This window comes from Myxococcus sp. CA056, assembly GCF_013336715.1.
In the GTDB taxonomy this organism is placed as follows: domain Bacteria; phylum Myxococcota; class Myxococcia; order Myxococcales; family Myxococcaceae; genus Myxococcus; species Myxococcus llanfairpwllgwyngyllgogerychwyrndrobwllllantysiliogogogochensis.
The window spans coordinates 1-17917 of record NZ_JABUMT010000025.1 but is presented as its reverse complement, the minus strand read 5'-3'; the positions used below and the strand labels follow the sequence as shown (position 1 = coordinate 17917).

The 17917-nt window shown below is 65.4% G+C and carries 18 protein-coding genes; 16 read left to right on the top strand and 2 right to left on the bottom strand.

The features are described from left to right. Nucleotides 1–53: 53 nt before the first annotated feature. Complete coding sequence (gene lptA / locus HUA76_RS43965) at nt 54–578, bottom strand: lipopolysaccharide transport periplasmic protein LptA (RefSeq protein ID WP_174464331.1); 525 nt, start codon at nt 576–578, stop codon at nt 54–56. 330 nt (nt 579–908) lie between these two features. On the opposite strand from lptA, the gene HUA76_RS43960 reads away from it, so the two are divergent. The 9 genes from HUA76_RS43960 (at nt 909) to HUA76_RS43920 (ending at nt 7965) form a co-directional block, all read left to right on the top strand. After that, nucleotides 909–1373 carry an IS1 family transposase gene (locus HUA76_RS43960; protein WP_174464330.1) on the top strand — a complete coding sequence of 155 codons (465 nt, stop codon included), beginning with the start codon at nt 909–911 and terminating at the stop codon, nt 1371–1373. Further along, the gene (locus HUA76_RS43955) at nt 1373–2785 is read left to right on the top strand and encodes a terminase large subunit domain-containing protein (RefSeq protein ID WP_174464329.1); all 1413 of its coding nucleotides are present in this window, start codon (nt 1373–1375) and stop codon (nt 2783–2785) included. Before HUA76_RS43960 ends, HUA76_RS43955 begins: the two co-directional genes overlap by 1 nt. Before the next feature lie 8 nt (nt 2786–2793). Beyond that, entirely contained in the window at nt 2794–4140 is a 1347-nt protein-coding gene (locus HUA76_RS43950; RefSeq protein WP_254614898.1) for a phage portal protein, read from the top strand. Nucleotides 4141–4175: 35 nt separating this feature from the next. Then, nucleotides 4176–4949 carry an HK97 family phage prohead protease gene (locus HUA76_RS43945; RefSeq protein ID WP_174464328.1) on the top strand — a complete coding sequence of 258 codons (774 nt, stop codon included), beginning with the start codon at nt 4176–4178 and terminating at the stop codon, nt 4947–4949. A 4-nt stretch (nt 4950–4953) separates the two neighbouring features. Next, on the top strand, nt 4954–6045 hold the full coding sequence (locus HUA76_RS43940) for a phage major capsid protein (protein ID WP_174464327.1): 1092 nt from the start codon (nt 4954–4956) through the stop codon (nt 6043–6045). A gap of 11 nt (nt 6046–6056) precedes the next feature. Further along, nucleotides 6057–6470: a hypothetical protein gene (locus HUA76_RS43935; protein ID WP_174464326.1), complete on the top strand. Its 414-nt coding sequence runs from the start codon at nt 6057–6059 to the stop codon at nt 6468–6470. Nucleotides 6471–6548: 78 nt separating this feature from the next. After that, entirely contained in the window at nt 6549–7205 is a 657-nt protein-coding gene (locus HUA76_RS43930; RefSeq protein WP_174464325.1) for a hypothetical protein, read from the top strand. Next, nucleotides 7205–7528 carry a hypothetical protein gene (locus HUA76_RS43925; protein WP_174464324.1) on the top strand — a complete coding sequence of 108 codons (324 nt, stop codon included), beginning with the start codon at nt 7205–7207 and terminating at the stop codon, nt 7526–7528. The genes HUA76_RS43930 and HUA76_RS43925 overlap by 1 nt, the downstream gene beginning before the upstream one ends. Continuing rightward, nucleotides 7528–7965 carry a minor capsid protein gene (locus tag HUA76_RS43920; protein ID WP_174464323.1) on the top strand — a complete coding sequence of 146 codons (438 nt, stop codon included), beginning with the start codon at nt 7528–7530 and terminating at the stop codon, nt 7963–7965. The genes HUA76_RS43925 and HUA76_RS43920 overlap by 1 nt, the downstream gene beginning before the upstream one ends. A gap of 21 nt (nt 7966–7986) precedes the next feature. Here HUA76_RS43920 and HUA76_RS43915 read toward each other — a convergent pair whose 3' ends face one another. Continuing rightward, nucleotides 7987–8880 carry a hypothetical protein gene (locus HUA76_RS43915; protein WP_174464322.1) on the bottom strand — a complete coding sequence of 298 codons (894 nt, stop codon included), beginning with the start codon at nt 8878–8880 and terminating at the stop codon, nt 7987–7989. Nucleotides 8881–9032: 152 nt separating this feature from the next. Between HUA76_RS43915 and HUA76_RS43910 the strand changes: the two genes are divergently transcribed. The 7 genes from HUA76_RS43910 (at nt 9033) to HUA76_RS43880 (ending at nt 17522) form a co-directional block, all read left to right on the top strand. Then, the gene (locus HUA76_RS43910) at nt 9033–9449 is read left to right on the top strand and encodes a hypothetical protein (protein ID WP_174464321.1); all 417 of its coding nucleotides are present in this window, start codon (nt 9033–9035) and stop codon (nt 9447–9449) included. Between the two features lie 47 nt (nt 9450–9496). Further along, a complete protein-coding gene (locus HUA76_RS43905; protein WP_371823618.1) occupies nt 9497–9883 on the top strand; it encodes a phage tail tube protein in 387 nt (128 codons plus the stop codon). Continuing rightward, nucleotides 9883–10536, top strand: a complete 654-nt coding sequence (locus HUA76_RS43900) for a hypothetical protein (RefSeq protein ID WP_174464319.1) — start codon at nt 9883–9885, stop codon at nt 10534–10536. Before HUA76_RS43905 ends, HUA76_RS43900 begins: the two co-directional genes overlap by 1 nt. Nucleotides 10537–10560: 24 nt before the next feature. After that, on the top strand, nt 10561–10914 hold the full coding sequence (locus HUA76_RS43895) for a phage tail protein (RefSeq protein ID WP_141644573.1): 354 nt from the start codon (nt 10561–10563) through the stop codon (nt 10912–10914). A gap of 221 nt (nt 10915–11135) precedes the next feature. Beyond that, entirely contained in the window at nt 11136–13508 is a 2373-nt protein-coding gene (locus HUA76_RS43890; protein ID WP_174464318.1) for a phage tail protein, read from the top strand. Nucleotide 13509: 1 nt separating this feature from the next. Next, nucleotides 13510–14271, top strand: coding sequence for a hypothetical protein (locus tag HUA76_RS43885; protein ID WP_174464317.1), 762 nt, complete (start codon nt 13510–13512; stop codon nt 14269–14271). 74 nt (nt 14272–14345) lie between these two features. Further along, nucleotides 14346–17522 carry a hypothetical protein gene (locus HUA76_RS43880; protein WP_371823617.1) on the top strand — a complete coding sequence of 1059 codons (3177 nt, stop codon included), beginning with the start codon at nt 14346–14348 and terminating at the stop codon, nt 17520–17522. Nucleotides 17523–17917 lie beyond the last annotated feature (395 nt).

Genomic DNA, 17917 nt, shown 5'->3' with positions numbered 1-17917 from the left:
TGGTTGCTGCTCGACGGCGACCGTGTTCAGCGTGGCCTCTTCGTTAGAGGTACTTACTCAGACTTCTTCTTCGGGTGAATCACCATGTCGATGCGCTGACGCGGTGCGGTCACGTTGCCACCACGCCCGCCGGTCGCAACCTGGGTCATGGTGTTGTAGACGACCTTCTCGCCTTCAGTGCTGTTGCCTTCGTTCTCCACCTTGGCGCGGTCGGTGAGGATCACCATGCTCTTCCGCGCTTGGTACTGGATAGTCACTGCCCAGCCTTTCACTTTGTCTGGCTTGGCAGGGCTTTGCTGCTGCTCGAAATATGCAAGGTTGCCTACCGAAGTGAGCACGTCGATGTCACCGGAGGCGGTGCGGGTGATTGTCACGGTGTTGCCTTTGAATATCGTCGACCCCTGGGTGATGATCACGTCGCCGGTGTAGGTGGCAACACCCAGCTTGTCGTCGAGATGTGCGTTGTCGGCTTGGATGCGGATGGGCTGGTCGCGGTCGTTCGGGAGGGCCCAGGCGCTCGCGCTTCCCAGTGCTACGCACAGGCCGAGTAAATAGGGGAGGATTTTAGCGTGCATCATATTGTCCTCTTACGTTGGACAGCAGGATCACCCTGCCGTCGTTCATCGCCAGCAATCATGCTCACGGCGCCGCCGACTCTAATGGCCTGCACCACTCCATGCATTGGGCGATCTGCAACCAAGAGAGTCTCTGTCGGTTTATTCATGTTCTCCGTGTGTGAAACTGTTCCTGGGCTATGCCCCTGGGTCGGATTTCCTTTCGCGGGCCGAATTCTGGCTTGCTCGGAGCGCACCCACTTTCAGAAAATTTTGAGAAAAACCGCTCAGGCTGATGCGTTTTGTTGGGCGCACCCCTGAAAAAGTTCGCGAAACCGCACGCATTTACATGGTGTGGCTCGTCCAACCAAACTCACCCCTGAGATTCAGAAGCAGATCTGCGACTACTTGAGGTCGGGCCTCTTTCGTCGAGCGGCTTCGGGCCTCGTGGGCGTCGACGAGCAGACCCTCTCCCGTTGGTTCCACCGTGGCGCGAGCGAGGCACGCGGGCTCTATCGCGAGTTCTTCGTCGCGGTGAACCGGGCCGAAGCCGAGTTCATGCAGAGCGCGACGGAGACGCTCCAGGCCGCCGCCACGACGAACCCCAAGCACGTCCAGTGGCTCCTGAGCCGTCGGTTCCCGGAGCTGTACGGCCGGCGTGACAACGTCGAGGCGAAGAGCCCCGAGGACCAGTCCGCCGACACCGCCGCGTTGCGCGAGCTGCTGATTGATCGGCTGGGGAAGTTCCTCCCCGACGAGCCGCCAGCGCCCATCGAAGCCGCCACGCCCGCGCAGCCCAGCAACGAGGGGGGCGAGTGATGCGTAGCGTGCTCACAGGGGCCTGGGGGAAGTTCGCCGAAGGGCTCGCGCCCCACGAGTCGCCCGCGTCGAGGATGGTCCAGACGGCTGGCTCCCGCGCGCAGCTCGCGAAGCTGTTCGGCGGGCTCGAGGACAAGGAAGTGGAGCTGCTCGTCTACGACCTCGACTTCTGGGCGCGTCGCGAGCAGACCCCTCCGGACAAGTTCTCGACGTGCTTCGTGATGGCCGGGCGCGGCTTCGGGAAGACGTGGTGCGGCGCGCGGTGGGTCATCAAAAAGGCGTGGCAGGCTAAGAGCGTCGGGGCGCTGATTGGCCCGACGGCGGCAGACGTGCGCGACACGATGATTCGCGGTTCGTCCGGCATCCTGGCCCTGTCGCCCCCGTGGTTCACGCCGAAGTATGAGCCCTCGAAGCGGCGGGTGACGTGGCCGAACGGCGTCTATGCCATCTGCTACTCGGCGGATAAGCCCGACCGACTGCGCGGCCCGAATGCCGGGTGGGGTTGGGGTGACGAGCCCGCTTCGTGGAAACACGACATGGCGGCGGTCGACCAGCTCCCCCTGGTGCTGCGCATCGGCACTCGTGAGGACCCGCCGCAGCTCCTGCTGACCGGAACACCTAGGCCGCTGAAGAAGATTGAAGAGCTGCTCTTCGCGAACACGGAGACCCAGGCGTTGAAGCCGGGCGTCGTGCTGCGCACGGGCTCGTCGCTGAGCAATGCCGCCAACCTGGCACCCACCGCGGTCGCGAACATGCGGGCCTTGGCGGGGACGCGTTGGGGTCAGCAAGAGGTGCTCGGGCGCCTGCTCTTCGATGTGCCCGGGGCCATCTTCGGCTCGGCGAAGTGGAAGCGCGTCGAAGCGGACCCGCACGAGTATGCCCAGCAGTTGGACAGGCGAATCGTCAGCGTCGACCCCAGCCCCACGAGCGAAACCGGCTCGGACGAAACGGGAATCATCGTCCAGGGGTGCAAGTCGAGCGCGCTCTTCGGGGCCGACAACGTTCCGCTCAAACGCGTGTCGGTGCTCGCGGACCTGTCGCGTCGGGCGAGCCCCCGCGAGTGGGCGACGACGGCCATCCGCGCCTATCTGGAGTGGGGCTGTGACGCGCTCGTGGTGGAGGTGAACACGGGCGGGGAGATGGTGGAGACGCTTATCAGCACCGTCGCGGGCGAGATGGGCGTGAGCATCAACGTGAAGCCGGTGAGGGCAACGAGCGCGAAGAGCAAGCGCGCCGAGCCTGTGTCCGCCCTGGCCGAAGCGGGCCGCGTCGAGTTCGTCGGGACATTCCCCAAGCTGGAACAGCAGCTCAGCAAATTCACCGGGGTTAACGGCCGAAGAGATGATCGCGCCGACGCCTTCTGTTGGGGCGTCCACGACCTCGTGTTCGCCGAGCAGTTCTTCGCGGTGTGAGGTTCTCCATGGGGCTGTTGGACAGGATGCGCGCCGCGCTGGGCGGTGGTGCGAAGCGGAAGGGGACGGGGCTGGAGCTGAGCCGGTGGACGTCGGCCCCGCCGCGTCGTGAGGTCCCCGCGCTGCTCGCCGCATATGCGGAGATGCCGTGGCTGGGGACCATCGTCGATACGGTGGGCGACGCCTTCGCGGATGTGACGTGGCGGGCCTTCGCGCGGCAGGACCCCACCACGAGGAAGGCGCTCGTCGACGTGTCGCTGCGGCGGGCTTGCGGTGACGTGCGCCGCGAGCGGTTGAAGTCGCTCGTCGATGGGGCTGGTGCGGAGGAACTGCCGGACCATCCCCTGTTGCGGCTGCTCGCGGACCCGAACGACTACATGACGGGCCGGGACTTCGCGAAGCTGTTCTGCCTCCACTACGACCTGACGGGCGAGTTCTTCGCCGTCGTCGAGGAGATGGCCGGCGTCCCCGTGGGCTTGTGGCCGGTGCCCCCCGACTGCGTGCTCTCCCTGCCGGACCTGAGCAAGCCGAAGTCGGAACGGACGTACACGGTGACGGCCGGTGGGCGCATGTTCACGCTTCCGGCTGCGAGCGTGATTTTCGTGAAGCGGTTGAACCCGGCAGACCCGCTCGGCCGCGGCATCGGCATCGCCTACGCCCTTGGTGACGAGGTCGACACGGACGAGCACGCCGCGCGCTTCACGAAGAATGCCTTCTTCAACAACATGCTGCCGGGCGCGGTCATCGCCATTGAGGGGTTCAACGAGGGGCAGGCTGGGCCCGCGAGGGCCTTCAAAGAAAGCCTCGCGCGCGAGTACGGGGGGCCCGCCAACGCTGGCCGGGTGATGATTACGAGCGGCAAGACAACCTTCGCTCGGCTCGACACGCCGTTTCGCGACATGCAGCTCGTCGAATTGCGCCGCTTTTTGATGGACTTCGTGAGGATGGTCTACCGCGTACCCCCGGAGATTGTCGGCGACGTGACGAGCAGCAACAAGGCGACGAGCTACGCCGCGCGTGAGCATCTGGCGGAACAGGCGACCAAGCCGCGCGCGGAAGTCTTCCTCGCGTCGATGCAAAAGCACTTGGCGCCGCGCTTCGGTGACGACGTGCTGCTCTCCTACGACTCGCCCGTACCCGCCGACCGTGAGCACCGGCTACGGGTGATGAGCACGCTTCCGAGCGCGTTCACCTTCGACGAGTGGCGCACGGAAGCGGGCTTCAAGCCCCACGCCGAGCGCCAGGGGTTTGCCGAGCTGCTGCCGGGGCAGAAGCCCAACGAGCCAGGCCAGACGCCGACACCCGTCGAGGGCAGCTCAGCGGAGGCCCACGCGGAAGCCGAAAAGGGCACCTGAGCCATTCGTAGAATCCGCACGCATTTACATGGGGAATGCCTGTCCCCATTACACGCACCCTGCGGTTGAGCGCCGTCCAAAAGGACGCGGCGACGTTGAGTGCCGTCGAGTCCATCGGCGGTCGACGCGTCTACAAGTTCAGGGCGAGTGACGGCGACTTCGACCGCTACTCCGACCGGCTCAACGTGAAGGGCTGGCGCGTCGATGGCTACAACGCCAACGGCGTCGTCCTCTTCAACCACGACGACGGAGCCGAAGCCGCTTCGTCGGGTGCCGAGCCGCAGTTGCCCATCGGCAAGGGGCGCGTCTACGTCGAGGGCGACGCCCTGATGGTCGACGTCGAGTTCGACGACGAGGACGAGTTCGCGAAGCGGGTCGAGCGCAAGGTCTCCAAGGGCATCCTGAATGCCGTCTCGGTTCGCTACCTCATGCTTCCGGGCCAGTACCGGCAGAACGAGCGGGGCGGCTACGACTGCGACGCGCAAGAGCTGCTCGAAGTCTCGGTGGTGACCATTCCAGGCAACGCGCGGGCCGTGCGCGCGAAGTCCTTCGAGGACGAAGGCGAAGACGTCGTCGAGCGGATTGCCGCGCGCGTCGTTGAGCTGCTCGACGCACGCGCCGAAGCGAAGTCGACGGACGACGAGGAGCCCGAGCCCGCGCCCGAGAGCAAGCCCGACACGGAAGAGCCCCCGCCTGCCGAGCCGCCGAAGGCAGACGACGAGGAAGACGACAAGGCGAAGGGTTTCAACGCCTCCGACGCGGCGAAGAGCTTCGTCGAGGCATTCAAGGGCTACATCCGAGGAGTGTGAAGGAATGACTCGCGAGCAGGTTGCGGAGATGGTGAAGGCGCTGGGCCCCGAGGTCGCGCGAGAGCTGATGGACGCCGCTGCTCGAAGCGCGCCGGGCCGCATGGAGTCGGGCAAGGGGCCGCTCCCGGGTGGCGTCTATTCGAGCCCTGAGAACCTGGGGGCGTTCGCAAAGAGCGTCATCGCAGCGGGACGTCGCACGGGCGCGGCCGAACTGGTCGATGCCGCGAAGCGCTTCGGCAACGCCGATGTGCAGAAGGCCGTGCAGCTCAGCAAGTTCGACTCGGCCGGCGTGCTGGTGCCCATCCAGCAGAGTGGCGAGGTCATCGAATTTCTGCGGCCCGAAGCCGCGCTGCTCAAGCTGGGCGTGCGGACCCAGGCGTTCAAGGGGGAGTTGCACCTGGGCCGCCAGACGGGCACTTCCGAATTCAGGTGGGTCGGCGAAGGCGAGACGGTGCCGAAGAGCGCGCCCAAGTACGGCAAGGTCGTGCTCAAGGCGCACAAGGGCATGGTGCTGGCCGACATCAGCAACGACTTGCTGCGCACACCGGGCGTTGGTGATGCGGGCGTGGGCGAGGACATCCGTGCGACGGTGGCGGACGGGCTCGACGACGCGGGCTTCAACGGCGATGGGACGGGCGCGGCGCCGAAGGGGCTCTTCGCGCAGCTCGACGCGGCGCACGCCTTCGCGTCGACGGGCACCACTGCCGCCGCGTATCTGGCCGACATCGACAAGGCGGTGGAGCTGCCGCTGACGGCGCATGTCCGCATGGGCAACGCGGCCTGGGTCATTCACCCGACGCGGGCGACCGCCCTGCTTCAGCTCCAGAACTCCGGGGTCTGGGTGTTCCGTCAGGAGATGCTCGACAAGGGCACGATTCGCGGCTTCCCGTTCGTCATGACAACGCGCGTCCCCTCGGCGCGAATCACCTTCTCGGCCGACTGGCGCCAGTTCATCTACGGCATCGACGAAGACCTGATTCTGTCGGAGCACGACACGCGGGCCGAGTTCGACGAGACCACTGTTCGCGCCATCGTGAAGGCTGACTTCAAGGTCCGCCAGCCGAAGGCGTTCAGCTCCATCACCTACGCCACCTGAGAGGCCCCACCATGAACGCCAATTCCACTGACGCGGGCGTGCTCGTTGGCATCCGCCCCGGCACCGTGCCCGCCGCCGTCGGCGCGGGAACTCGCAACAGTGCCGCTGTCGACCGGCTGGCCTTCGACTCCTGCGTGCTGGTTGCCTCGACGGGCGCTTCGTCAGGAACGCCGACGGCCCTGACGCTCGCCGCGAAGCTCCAGGAGAGCGCCGACGGCCAGAACGGGTGGACGGACCTGCCGGGTGCCGCAGTCGAGCCGCTCACGGCCCCCAACGCGGTTGCGCGCATGAACGTCCGCCTGTCCACCGCGCGGCGCTTTGTGCGTGTCGTCGAAACCGTCGCGCTCACGGGCGGTACGGCTCCCACGCTGGGCGCGTCCAGCCTGATTGTCCTGTGTGGCCCGGACGAGATTCCCGCCACCTAGCGCCACGAGACGAAGCCGGGGCCCCTCACCCCTCCAGGCCCCGGCTTCGTCTCTCCTAGGCCCTCCTGAGCCCCTTCCATGGCCCGTCCGACAGACCTCTGCCTTGCCGCCACCGTGGCCGCCGACCTGGCCGTGCCTGTCGACCCACACGTTGAGCGCTGCGTCAGTGCCGCAAGTGGCGCCATTGCCGCCCTGTGTGGCCGGGCCTTCGAGCGGGCCACGGTGACGGAGTTCCCCGCGAGCTATGCACGCCCCTACGTACTGCTCGCCCGCCCGCCGCTCGTGGAAGTCCTCCGGGTGACGGAAGGCGGTGAGCTGCTCGACCCCGGGACGTACACCATCGCTGGGGACCTCGCGGCAGGGGGACTCCTCTACCGACTCTCCGGAGTGTGGCCCGAGACGGCGCACGTGGGCGGGCTCGTCACGCTGACCGTCGACACCCGACAGGGCCACCCGGGGGCACTGGCGGTGACGTACACAGGGGGCTTCGTGACGCCGGGACAGGTAGCGGGTGACGCGTCCCTGGGCCCTGTCACCCTGCCTGTCGAAATTGAGGAAGCCGCCATCCTCGAAGCCTGCGCGCTCTACCGGGGCCGGGGGAGAGATGCGGACGTGTCCGGTGAGAGCCTCGGGGACTGGTCTGTGAGCTACCGGGAGAGGAGCGCGGGCCAGCGCCTTGCGAGTCCCCGCGCCGAGCTGCTCGTCGCGCCGCACATCCTGTGGAGGGCGAGCTGATGAGCGGCCCCGAGGCGCACTTCCGGCAGCTCGTGCGTTATGCCGAAGTCACCGGGCGCGACGCGTGGGGGACTCCGTTGCTGGGCCCCGTCCATGAGGCGCCCGCGCGCATCCAGCCGAGTCGCAAGCTGATTCGCGATGCCAGCGGCGCCGAGTTCGTCGCGTCCTTCGTCGTCTACACCGCCGCGCCGCTCACGTTGCGTCACCGGTTGTGGTTTCAGGGCGAGGACACCACCGACTTCAGCCACGCCCGTCGCCCCGCCGCCGTTGACGAGCACGTCGACGGTGGGGGCGTCGTGCGCTACCGGAAGGTCTGGCTCTGATGGCCCGCGACACCGCCGCAGACGTCGCAAGCATCCTCGCCGCGGCTGAGCTGGGCCTTCGCGTCGGGACCAACCTCTTCCTGGGGCCCACGCTCGAGGACGACGACGCGACGGTGCCGGACGTCTCGTGCTTCGTGCTCCAGACGGGAGGCGACCCGCCGCAGGGCTACCTCGGCGGGCGCAAGGTGTACCGGACCGTCACCTGTCAGGTTCGGGTGCGCTCGGACCGAGAGAGCTTCCGGGCGGGCCAGTCGCTCGCGCTCGCGACCCTCAATGTGCTGCACCTCGCGAATGCCGCGCCCTACGTGCTGATGGAAGTCGACGAGGGCAGCCCCAACTACATCGGCACGGATGGTAGTGACCGCCACTGGTGGACTTTTACCGTGGAAGCTTCCTTCGTCGACTCAGGTCCTCAAGGATCCTCGATCGTGAGATGAGTGGTTGTCATGGCTGTGGTGTTACCCTGACGTGTTGCCCAGGAATGCCGGGAGATTTGTGGGTGCGAATGTTAGGAGGCCACGCTCCTTTAGGAACTTGCAGCGGCTGAGTTGATTTCGGTCGTTGGTGAGGAAGATGTCTGCGTAGGCGGAGGCCCCTGCAATGGAAATGTCGTGCCAAGTCCCCTCGCCCTTTCCCGCTCGCTTGGTTCGCCACATGCCGATTACGGCTTCCTCGGCTGGGGTGGTGAGCTTTCTGTCGACGCTGTTGGCGATCCAGAGTCTCTTGGATAGATGGGAGAGTGCATGAGTTGCTTTGAAACGAAGGGGGTTGGAAACAATCTTTTCTGGTGTGAGGCCCCCATCGGAGAGTTCTGAGGCCAGGATGATGACTGGTTCGTTGGATTCTGATGGAGTTGCATCTACAATTAATTGGCGCGCCTCGTGAGGGGTGACTTCTACGGGTCTCGTCAAGTACGCGCTTCGATCAAGCTCAAAGAGTCGAGTCTTTACATCTCGGAGTTGCTTGTGGACTTCGGGAAGGGTCTGTGCTGCCTCAAGGAGACTTGAGTTTGTCGCTCTCGCGAGTGACCGCCAGCCTCTTTCATGAACTGGCGGCCCGGTTTGCCATCCGCGCAGTTCGGCTTTGATGATGTCGAGGTGATCCAGGGAAGGGCAAAATCGTTCTCCAAGGTGGCGGCAGAGTTTTTGGAGCCGCTGGAGCATCCGAAGTGCGTTGGTTTCTGTTTCGAGGGCTACTAGCTCGCTGATCGCCACCTTGGGGATAAGCAAATTCATGGGGCGACTGAGGATGGTTTTTGTGAATTGGTCGGTGAGGCTGTTGCTCTTGACGATGTCGCTCAATGCGGATGTGTCGATGGCGACGGATGTTTTAGCTATGCTCGGGATGACCATTTAGCTTCCTCATTGCATTGTGGCGGTGAGGCTACTTTGTCCCGACAGCCCCCGATGTTGCAAACTGCGAGTGCACTTGCGGCTCTCCCGGGCCAAGAAGGGACCGTTGGCGGTGAACCACTCCCGGAAGTCACACGCATTTACAGGGGGCAATGGCACTCAAAGTCGCGCTGGATTTCAGACTCCTCGACAAGCTGCGCAAGGTCGAACGGCCCGTGCTGGACGACCTGGCTCCGCTGGCCCACGCGCACGCGTCAACGGTGCTCCAGGCGAGCCGCGCCCTCGTCCCCGTCGGTAAGCGGGACACGGATGGAAAGCCCCCGCTGAGCACGTCGGGGTTCGTCGATGGCCCTGCGGTGAATGGCGAGAAGTCGAGCGTCAGCGCGACGGCTGGATACGAGCACGAAGCCGCTGGCGCGATTCACGAGGGCTTCCACTGGGGCGCGCAGCGCTTCGCGGAGCCCGTCCACTTCCTGCGCAAGCCCGCTCGCAAGGGGCGCGCGAAGTTCCGCAAGGCCGTAGCGGCCCAAATTCTTGCAACCCTCTCGCGGCTCTTCCCGAGCCGGTAGGCATTCGAATGGCCACCCCTATTGCTGCTCACATCGATAGCGTTTCGGTGCGCTCGGACACGAATGCCGCGCTGCCCGCTGACCGTGTGGACGGACTCACCGACGCGTCGCTGAGCGAACCGGCCGACTTCGTCGAGACGAACTACCTCGGGGGCTCCGGCTACAAGTCCCGTGTCCAGACGCTCAAGGACACAAGCGCGGACCTGTCTGGCCACTTCATGCAGGACGATGCACCCCAGTCCGTCCTGCGCGACGCACGCGACACTGGGAGCACCGTCCATGTCACGTTCATCTTCGACCCGAGCGCTGCTGCGGGAGCCAAGGGGAAGCGCATCCCCATGGTCGTCACCAACTTCGACGAAAAGCTGACGCCGGGCGGTGTCGTCGAGTTCTCCTGCAAGCTGTTGGGCAATGGCGCCCCGGTGTCCGTCTGATGTCGGTCATCCCCGCGCACGTTGGCTCCCTGTCCATCGCGGGCGAGCCGGAAGAGTTCCTCAACGCCGAAGCCGTACCCGCGCAGGACTTCACGGGCACTGAGTACCGCATCGCCGACCCAGACCTGCGACGGCTCAACCCCGGAACGCTCGCGTTCGTCGAGGTCTCCCCGGACGGTGACACCGATGCCGGTGCCTGGGTGCCCGCCGAAGCCGTCGTCGACCCGCTCTTCGGCTTCGTCTACCTCACCACGGCCCCCGGGCCATCGGCACTTGTGCGCGTCTCGGGCGCCTCGCTCCCAGTCCAGCCGGTGGCGCTCGTGCGCGCTCTCTCCCTGTCGGTGACGAACGACGTCGTCGAACTGCAAGTCATGGGGGACGGCTACAAGCGGCGCGCGGTGTCGCTTCGGGACTTCTCCGGGGAGCTGGTGGGTCTGACGGCGCTCGACGTGAGCTTCGAGGACGGGGCTCCGCTGCTTGTCGAGGTCAGCAAGGGCACGGGCTCCGAGGTGTTCCGCGCCTGGGTGAAGGTGCCCGAGCTGTCGCACAAGCTGACGCCCGGAGCCCTCTACGAGCGCACCGTGAAGTTCGTTGGCCACGCCTTCCAAACGGGAAGCGGCGCCGCCATCGCCTGGGGATACGGCACTCCCTGACTCACTGCTGGAAAGGAAAGCCGCATGTCGAACAAGCACAAGCTGCTTGCGAAGAATCGTCGCGTCGTGAAGTCCGTCGAGATTGATGGCGTCAAGGTCGACATCATCAAACCGACGATGGGGGACCGCCTGCGTCTGATTGAGCAGGCACGCGCCGCGGGCGAGATGACGGAGAAGAACGAGCCCACGGGGGACCGTGCCGGTGCGCGAATGCTGGCGCGAATCGCCGTCTGCGTGATTCACGACGCGGAGACGGGACGTCCCATGTTCTCCGTCAGCGACGTTGACGAACTGCTCGACGAGTCGTGGCTGGAGGACTTCGCGACGGACCTCACGGACGTCTTCAACGTCAGCGAAGAGAAGATGCGGGGAAAATAGACAGCGACCCCGAAGCGAACCTGCTCTACGGGGTCGCGTCACTCCTGAAACAGCCCCCCGACGTGGTTCGGGCGATGGCTTACGAAGACGTCGTCGGGCTGGTGGCCTACGCCCGGAAAGAGGCCGAGGAATTGGAGCGCCGCTCTTCCTCGCCAAACACCCCAGGCGCTTCTCCATCAGGACAGCAGTCCGTTCGACGTTTGCGTCGGAGGTGAATCAACATGGCTGGCGGTGGTCTCAAAGTCGGTGACGTCTATGTCGTTGTGACGGCCGCCGTCGGTGAGTTCACCAAGTCGATGCGGAAGATTGTCGCCGACGTGGCTTCTGCCGCGGGCAAGATTGAGCAGCTCGGGAACAAGATTGGGGAGATTGGCGCCATCGTGAGCGCGGGCCTGTATGGGGCGCTTGCGGCTGCGGCTGCCTTTGATTCGTCCGTCACGGAGCGGATGGACCGAATCAAGCTCGTCTTCCAGAACGTCGGCGCGGAGATTGGCAACGCGGTTCTGCCGCATCTGGAGCGTCTGTCGGATGCCCTGGAGCGCGCCTTGGGCTGGTTCCAGAGGCTCGACCCCACCGTGAAGTCCGCGATGGGAAGCTTCCTCTTCTGGGGAACGGCGGCAGGGCTCGCAGGCGGTGCGGTGGGTAAGGTGGCGGGCGCGGTGAAGCAGTTCGCCGAGAGCTTCCTCGCCTTCGTAGTGCCCGCGCTGGATGGCGCTGGGAAGTCGCTGGTGCGGTTCTCCGCGTTCCTCACGAGCGAGACGCCAGCAGTCGAAGGCAACTTGAAGAAGGTCGCGAAGGGGGCCGAGCAGGTCGACGCGAGCTTCGCGACGGCTTTCCGCAACTCCGCCGCTCGTATCCTCACGGTGACGGCCCCTCTTGCCGCCGTTGCGCTCGCGGTGGCTGGCGTCGCGATGCTCGCAGGCACGCTCTACAAGGCATGGCACGACAGCAGCACCGGCATGCGCGACGCCTTCGTTTCCACGTGGCGTGCCGTGACGGATGTTGCCGGGCGAGTCGCGAAGTTCTTCCAGGAGGTCTTCGCGGGGCTGGCTGCAATCGTGGGGGCGTGGGCTCGCGGGCAGCTCGACACGTTCGCCTTCGTGGTGCGCAACCTGGCTCGACTGGCGGCGCCTCTTGCGCGAGCCCTGAACCTCGACGGCGTGGCGAATGCCTTGGACGGTCTGACGGACTTGACGGGCGACGCGGTGCTCGGCGGGTTGAAGGGGCTCGTCGACAGCACCGTCGGCACCCTTCGCGATGGGATGTCGAACGTCTGGGAAGGCGTGTCCTACGGAGCGAGCTACGCCTTCGACGGCGTGAAGCTGATGGGTGGCGATGCCGCCGCGTTCCTCCGTGAGAAGTTCGGCGGTGTCTTCGACGACATGCTCGGGCCGAAGGGCAAGCTGCGCACGCCCACCCAGGCACCCGAGATTGAAGTTGGGAGCGTGGAGGTTGGGAAGTTCGACGCGAAGGCGTTCCTGAAGAACGTCGGCAACACGGCGTCGATCATCGCCGAGGTCGCGCGCCGCAAGGCGAAGGAACTCGCCGACGCGCTCGCCCGTGCAGCCGACGAAGCGAAGCGGGCCCTGACGAGCCGCTTCACCCAAGCATTCGGACGCGTCTACGAACTGGTCGACCGCTTCCAGCAGGGCATGTCGGCCGGTGGCGTGTGGGGCGGGCTGATTGCCGTCGTCGCGGAGCTGCTCTCCCAGTCGACGACGTTCGGCACGTTGCTCCAGATGGTGACGAACTTCATCCAGTACGTGGCAGACGTGCTCGGTCGCGTGCTGGCCCCCGTGCTGCCGCTCCTAGCGTCGGTGTTCAACATGGTGACGCCGCTTCTGGACGCGCTGGTGCCGGTGCTTGAGATGTTCTCGAAGCCGGTCCAGGCAATCACGCCCATCTTCGAGGTGCTCGGAACGCTGTTCAAGGGATTGGCCCCCATCATCACCGTGTTTGGTCAGATTCTTGTCGCGCTCCTGGAGCCGCTGACGTTGCTTTCAGGGCCCATCATGAAGGGACTCTTCGCCGTCATCCGGATTGTGGCGATGGGCATCCTCTACGTCGTGAAGGGCATCGGCACGGTGTGGAACGCCATCATCGGGTTCGTCGCGAGTGTGTTCAAAGCGCTTGGCAAGGTTCCCCTCGTCGGCGGTGCGTTCCGAAAGATGGCTCAGGGCCTGGACAGCATGAAGGTGCCGATGGACGCGGTCGACGGTGCGCTCGAAACCCTGAAGGACACCACCTACGACACCGCCGCAGCAAATGCCGCTGCTGGTGTCGCCGCGTGGGAGAACGCCGCCGCGACCAACAGGGCGACGGAGGCACTTACCAACGTGCCGACGGGCTTCAAGGTGGCACTCGCGCGCTTCAACGCGCAGGACCCGATTGCAGGAGCGCCGTCGACTCCTGGGTCGTCGCCTCTCGTTCCGAGCCCCGTCGTGCCGGTGAGCGGCGGCAACGTCAGCGTGGGGCAGATTGTCGTCCAGGGGGCAGAGGACCCGGAGGAGACCGCGCGACAGGTCTACATCGAAATGAAGCGCGAGGCGCACCGACGCCGCGGCAACGGCGAGTGGCTGAATGGGAGGTACTGAGATGCCTTTCCTCGCACTGAACGGCATCCCGGTGCCCGTCACGGAGGGCCGGCGAAGGCAGGTGAACATCGGCACGGACTCGCGCGCTTTCAACGGGGCCTATCGCCTGGGACGACGCGCAGTTCGCCAGGAGTGGGAGTTCAAGACGCCCCCTTTGCCGCGCGACGAGGTGCTCGCCGTGCGCGGCCTGATTGCGGGTGACGGACACACGGCGGCCTTCGAGGGAGACGCCTTCACGAGTCGTGGCCTCAATCAGACGAGTGTCGCAGGGCAGCTCTTCCAAGGGGCGCGCTTCGGCGCTGGGATGAACCTTGCCGTCGGGGCTTCCTCCTCGTGGGCCATGCAACTCGGGGCGCGCTGGACGGCCTTGCACCACGTCTACAGCAGCGCGGCGGGGGTATGGAGCCAGGTCATCAACCGGAGTGACGGCAAGAGGTGGATGCAGGGAGCGCCGTCAGAGAGTGCCGGGGGCCTGTCGGTGGCGTCGGGAACGCTCACGCTGACGGGGGTAACCAACGCGGTGAGCTTCGACGATGTCGTGGGATTGCCTTTCGAGGTTCCCGACGCGTGGGTTCCTTATCTCGTTGCGTGGCACACCGCGAGGGCCTGGAGCGCGCTTCCGTTCCTCGTGGCGAGTGGGGCCTTTCTGCCCACCGACGCGACGGTGCTCGGCGAGGTGCGGGACGGAGAGTTCGTCGAGTTCAGTCACAACGGGTCGCGCGTCGTCGGTGAGCGACTCGAATTCACGTTGAGAGAGGTCTAATCGCCATGCGCGGTATGTCGTCTCAGGGGCTCGCGGTTCTCTCGAATCCGGCGGGGCACGCGTCTCACGTCCGGGTGAAGGTCCGTGACGGGGCGGGTGTGTGGGTGAATCTGAGTCACCTTGAAGGGCGCGATTTTCTCGACGCCGTCGAAGTCGACGAGGACGTTGACCAGCCCGTCTCGGCCGCGACGGTGACGCTCAAGCGGCAGGTCGACCTGTTCAGCCTGTCGCCACTCCGCGCCGACTCAAAGCTGAACGCGGGCAACGGGCAGCTCATCCGGCCTGGGCGCGAGTTCATCGTCGAAGCGGCGGTGTCACCCGTGGGCATGCTGCCGAGTGCAGGCGAGTGGCGCGTTCTGTTCCACGGGGACATCGACGAGGTGGACTTCGCCGACGAGCAGCTCGTCTTCCGTGGGAGGGACCTCGGGGGCCGGCTCCAGGACGCGTTCATTGAAGTCGAGCGCCCCTATGGGGACTCCGCTGCTGGTGTCGCCGTGGAAACCGTCATGCAAGCCATCCTGACCGACAATGAAATGGGGGTGCTGCTGCATACGCCCATCTCCCCCGGCTGGAAGATTCGGAGGTACGCCCAGAAGAAGGCGAGCACCCTCGACGCGCTTCGCGACCTGGCTCAGCAGATTGGGTGGGAGGTGCGCTACCGCTGGCGAGAAGCGAGCGGAACGTTCGTGCTGACGTTCAGCGAGCCGAACAGAACTAACCCCGCGTTGGCCTGGACCTTCGGACCCGGCGACTACCGCAACGTCGCGAAGCTCGCCCTCAACAAGACGGAGATTCGCAACAAGATTGAGGTCGTCTACTCCGATGCCGGGGACCTGGATGTCACGGGTCAGCCGAAGCGGAAGAGCGTTTTCGCCCAGGATGCCGCAAGCCAAGCCGACTATGGCGTGCGCTTCATGCAGATTGCCGAAGACGCGTCGAGCAACATCAACCGGGAACTCGAAGCGCGGAAGATGGCGGATGCGGCCCTGTCCGACTTGAAAGAGCCGCTCGCGGACCAGGAGATAGAGCTCGACTTCTTCCTGCCGGTGGAGCTGGGAGACCTTTACCAGTTCCGTGCGAACGGCGCGCACTACTCGGATGACCAGAACCTGGCTGTCACTGGGTTCCGCCATGCCTTCACTGCGGAAGGTGATGCGCGGACGACCATCACCACGCGGGGGAAGCCCTCGTTTGGTGTCTCCATGTGGCTGGAGATGGACACGCGTCCTGGGTTGAGCGAGCCGGCTCACACGTCACCGCCCCTGGACCCGCTCAACGTGGCGGTGTCGGCCATCGTCAACGGGTTCTCCCTGTCGCTCATGCCGGCCCTGAGCGGTCCTCCGGTGGACTCCTACGAGCTGCACGTCTCGACGACGAGCGGCTTCATGCCGAGCAGCTCTACGTTGCGCGGCACCTTCGACACGACGGCCTTCGGTGTGGCAGACCTGATGCCGGGCACGGCCTACTACGTGCGCGTCGTTCCTCGGGACAGGTTCGGCAACAGGGGCAATGCGTCCCCTCAGTTCGAAGTCACCCCGAAGAAGCTCGACGGTGCGTCGCTGGGGGATGCCGCGGTCAGTTACCAGCACCTTCTGCACCCGCCGACCGACAACCTCATCCCCAACGGGTACAACGACGCGGGCCTTCGCGCGGTGGGCAAGCTGCCCGAGGGCGACAAGCTCGTCGAAGACCCCGTCAACGCGCGCTCGGGGCGCTGGGTTCGACGAGTGGAGCTGGCAAGCGCTGGGGCCTGGGTGGGGCTGAGCTGGACGGGCGGCTACGGTTCCGCAGCTCCGGGCGGTCGGCTCAAGTGCTCGCCCGGGGACCAGTTCTTCGCCGAGGTCTACGTCAAGGCGTCGTCGGCCACCGTGGGGAGCATGGGCACGCTCTATCTACTTTGGGAGGACGCGAGCGGCACCTACTCGGGGCAGTCGTCGGCGGTGGCGCTGGGGCACGTGGGGACCGCCTATCGTCGCGTGCCGCTGACGGGGACGTGCCCGGCCGGTTGCACGGGGGTTCAGCTCTTCTGGGAGGCGGAAGTTTTGGCTGCCGATGTGGGGAAGCGGCTCTACTTCGATGCCGTCTCGCTCCGGAAGATGGTCACCTTCGACCTGCTCGCGGCGAACACGCTCAAGACGTCGAACTACGCGGAGGATGGCAACGGCATCCCCACGACGGGCGCGAAGCTGGACAACGTAGGGACGACGCTCAAGGTCGCATCGAACAACGTCCAGGTGGGGCGCTACTACCTGAGCGACGGGTTCTTCCGTTCCGTTCAGGCTCTCGCGGACACGGGGAGCCGCATCTACTACCGGGGCAACAACGATGGCATGCCGAACATCGACCGGCTCAACATCCAGGTCGTCGAGGGGTACGCCATTGCCGGGGCAACAGGGGGAGCGGGCTTCTTCACCTGGGCGCACTACCGCGCGACGCTCCAACCCCAGTCTGCGAGCGACAACCTCGACGCGCTTCGGTTCTTGGAGGTCGGTTTCTATTGGGCATTCGGAGACATCCACCCTCCGAACTTCCTCTACAGCGCGACAGTCCCTATCGCTGACCGCAAGTACCAAAACGGGGCCTGGGATGGTGACGGAGCCAACGCGACGAGCGCGGGCTTCACGTTCATGTTTGGCGACAAGTTCAACCGCCTGCGCGACGACCCGCTCGTTAACAAGCTGCTCTATCTCAAGGTGTCCCTGCACAACGCGGTCGGGTTCAGTGCCGAGCGGTGGTTCTTCCCTCCGAACGCCTACAACACGGACATGGTTCGCCGTGTGTCGGGCCCTGCGTCCGCGCCTTCTGGGGGAAGCGGTGGCGGTGGCAATGAGCACGGGACATGTGTCGCGCCCTGGGAGCACGTGTTGCTCGGTGACGGTACGGAGCTGCCCGCCGAGATGCTCAAGCCCGGCATGCGGGTGCTCACGATGCATGAGGACGGGAAGGACGGGGGCGTGTTCGAGGTCACCCACGTCAGCCGGCACCATGCCGCGCGCTGCAAACTCGTCATGGAGGATGGCCGGGTGCTCGTCGTTACGCCGAACCATCGCTGGCGCACGGTGGAACGCGGCTGGATTCGCACGGACGATCTGCGGCCCGGGGAGACGATTGACGGCTTCGCGCCGGGCCGCATGACGAGGGTCGAACCCACGGTGGCCGGCGATGTGATTCAGATTACCGTTCGCTTCGCCATGACCTACGTTGTGCAGGGGTTGCTCGCGCACAACCTCAAGCCCAGGGACTATGACTGACCATTCTGGAAGCACGCGACCGCCTTGGCTCAATAACAAGGAAGTGGCGTTACCAGCCCCTGCGCACACGCCCAATGGTCTCCGCAAGCTTCGCCATTGACTCCGGATCTGTTGGATACCTGCCGTCAGCCTGGAGTGGGAGTCGCTCCATTCTGTGGTGGGTCGTTAGCTCTTGTGTCTGTACAATCATTGTGGCCCCGTTGCTTGTGGCAATGTCCCACTCGGCAATCGCATGCTCGGCGGGCGCCACGATGACGATGTGTTCTTCCCCCCTGTGTCAGGGAAGAAGTCGCCTCGGCTGAGTTGCCGAGCTGACCACCCGAAGGGGGCGAGTGCAGGCGGTTGAAGTGCCGTACACAGACGCATTCAAGGCGCAGATGGTGAAGCGGATGATG

Excerpts from the sequence above, each read along its gene's own strand:
- HUA76_RS43950 (WP_254614898.1), top strand. The coding sequence starts at position 2,794 with ATGGGGCTGTTGGACAGGATGCGCGCCGCGCTGGGCGGTGGTGCGAAG.
- HUA76_RS43925 (WP_174464324.1), top strand. The coding sequence starts at position 7,205 with ATGAGCGGCCCCGAGGCGCACTTCCGGCAGCTCGTGCGTTATGCCGAA.
- HUA76_RS43895 (WP_141644573.1), top strand. The coding sequence starts at position 10,561 with ATGTCGAACAAGCACAAGCTGCTTGCGAAGAATCGTCGCGTCGTGAAG.
- HUA76_RS43940 (WP_174464327.1), top strand. The coding sequence starts at position 4,954 with ATGACTCGCGAGCAGGTTGCGGAGATGGTGAAGGCGCTGGGCCCCGAG.
- HUA76_RS43915 (WP_174464322.1), bottom strand. The coding sequence starts at position 8,880 with ATGGTCATCCCGAGCATAGCTAAAACATCCGTCGCCATCGACACATCC.
- lptA (WP_174464331.1), bottom strand. The coding sequence starts at position 578 with ATGATGCACGCTAAAATCCTCCCCTATTTACTCGGCCTGTGCGTAGCA.
- HUA76_RS43920 (WP_174464323.1), top strand. The coding sequence starts at position 7,528 with ATGGCCCGCGACACCGCCGCAGACGTCGCAAGCATCCTCGCCGCGGCT.
- HUA76_RS43930 (WP_174464325.1), top strand. The coding sequence starts at position 6,549 with ATGGCCCGTCCGACAGACCTCTGCCTTGCCGCCACCGTGGCCGCCGAC.
- HUA76_RS43935 (WP_174464326.1), top strand. The coding sequence starts at position 6,057 with ATGAACGCCAATTCCACTGACGCGGGCGTGCTCGTTGGCATCCGCCCC.
- HUA76_RS43885 (WP_174464317.1), top strand. The coding sequence starts at position 13,510 with ATGCCTTTCCTCGCACTGAACGGCATCCCGGTGCCCGTCACGGAGGGC.
- HUA76_RS43955 (WP_174464329.1), top strand. The coding sequence starts at position 1,373 with ATGCGTAGCGTGCTCACAGGGGCCTGGGGGAAGTTCGCCGAAGGGCTC.
- HUA76_RS43945 (WP_174464328.1), top strand. The coding sequence starts at position 4,176 with ATGCCTGTCCCCATTACACGCACCCTGCGGTTGAGCGCCGTCCAAAAG.
- HUA76_RS43910 (WP_174464321.1), top strand. The coding sequence starts at position 9,033 with ATGGCACTCAAAGTCGCGCTGGATTTCAGACTCCTCGACAAGCTGCGC.
- HUA76_RS43890 (WP_174464318.1), top strand. The coding sequence starts at position 11,136 with ATGGCTGGCGGTGGTCTCAAAGTCGGTGACGTCTATGTCGTTGTGACG.
- HUA76_RS43900 (WP_174464319.1), top strand. The coding sequence starts at position 9,883 with ATGTCGGTCATCCCCGCGCACGTTGGCTCCCTGTCCATCGCGGGCGAG.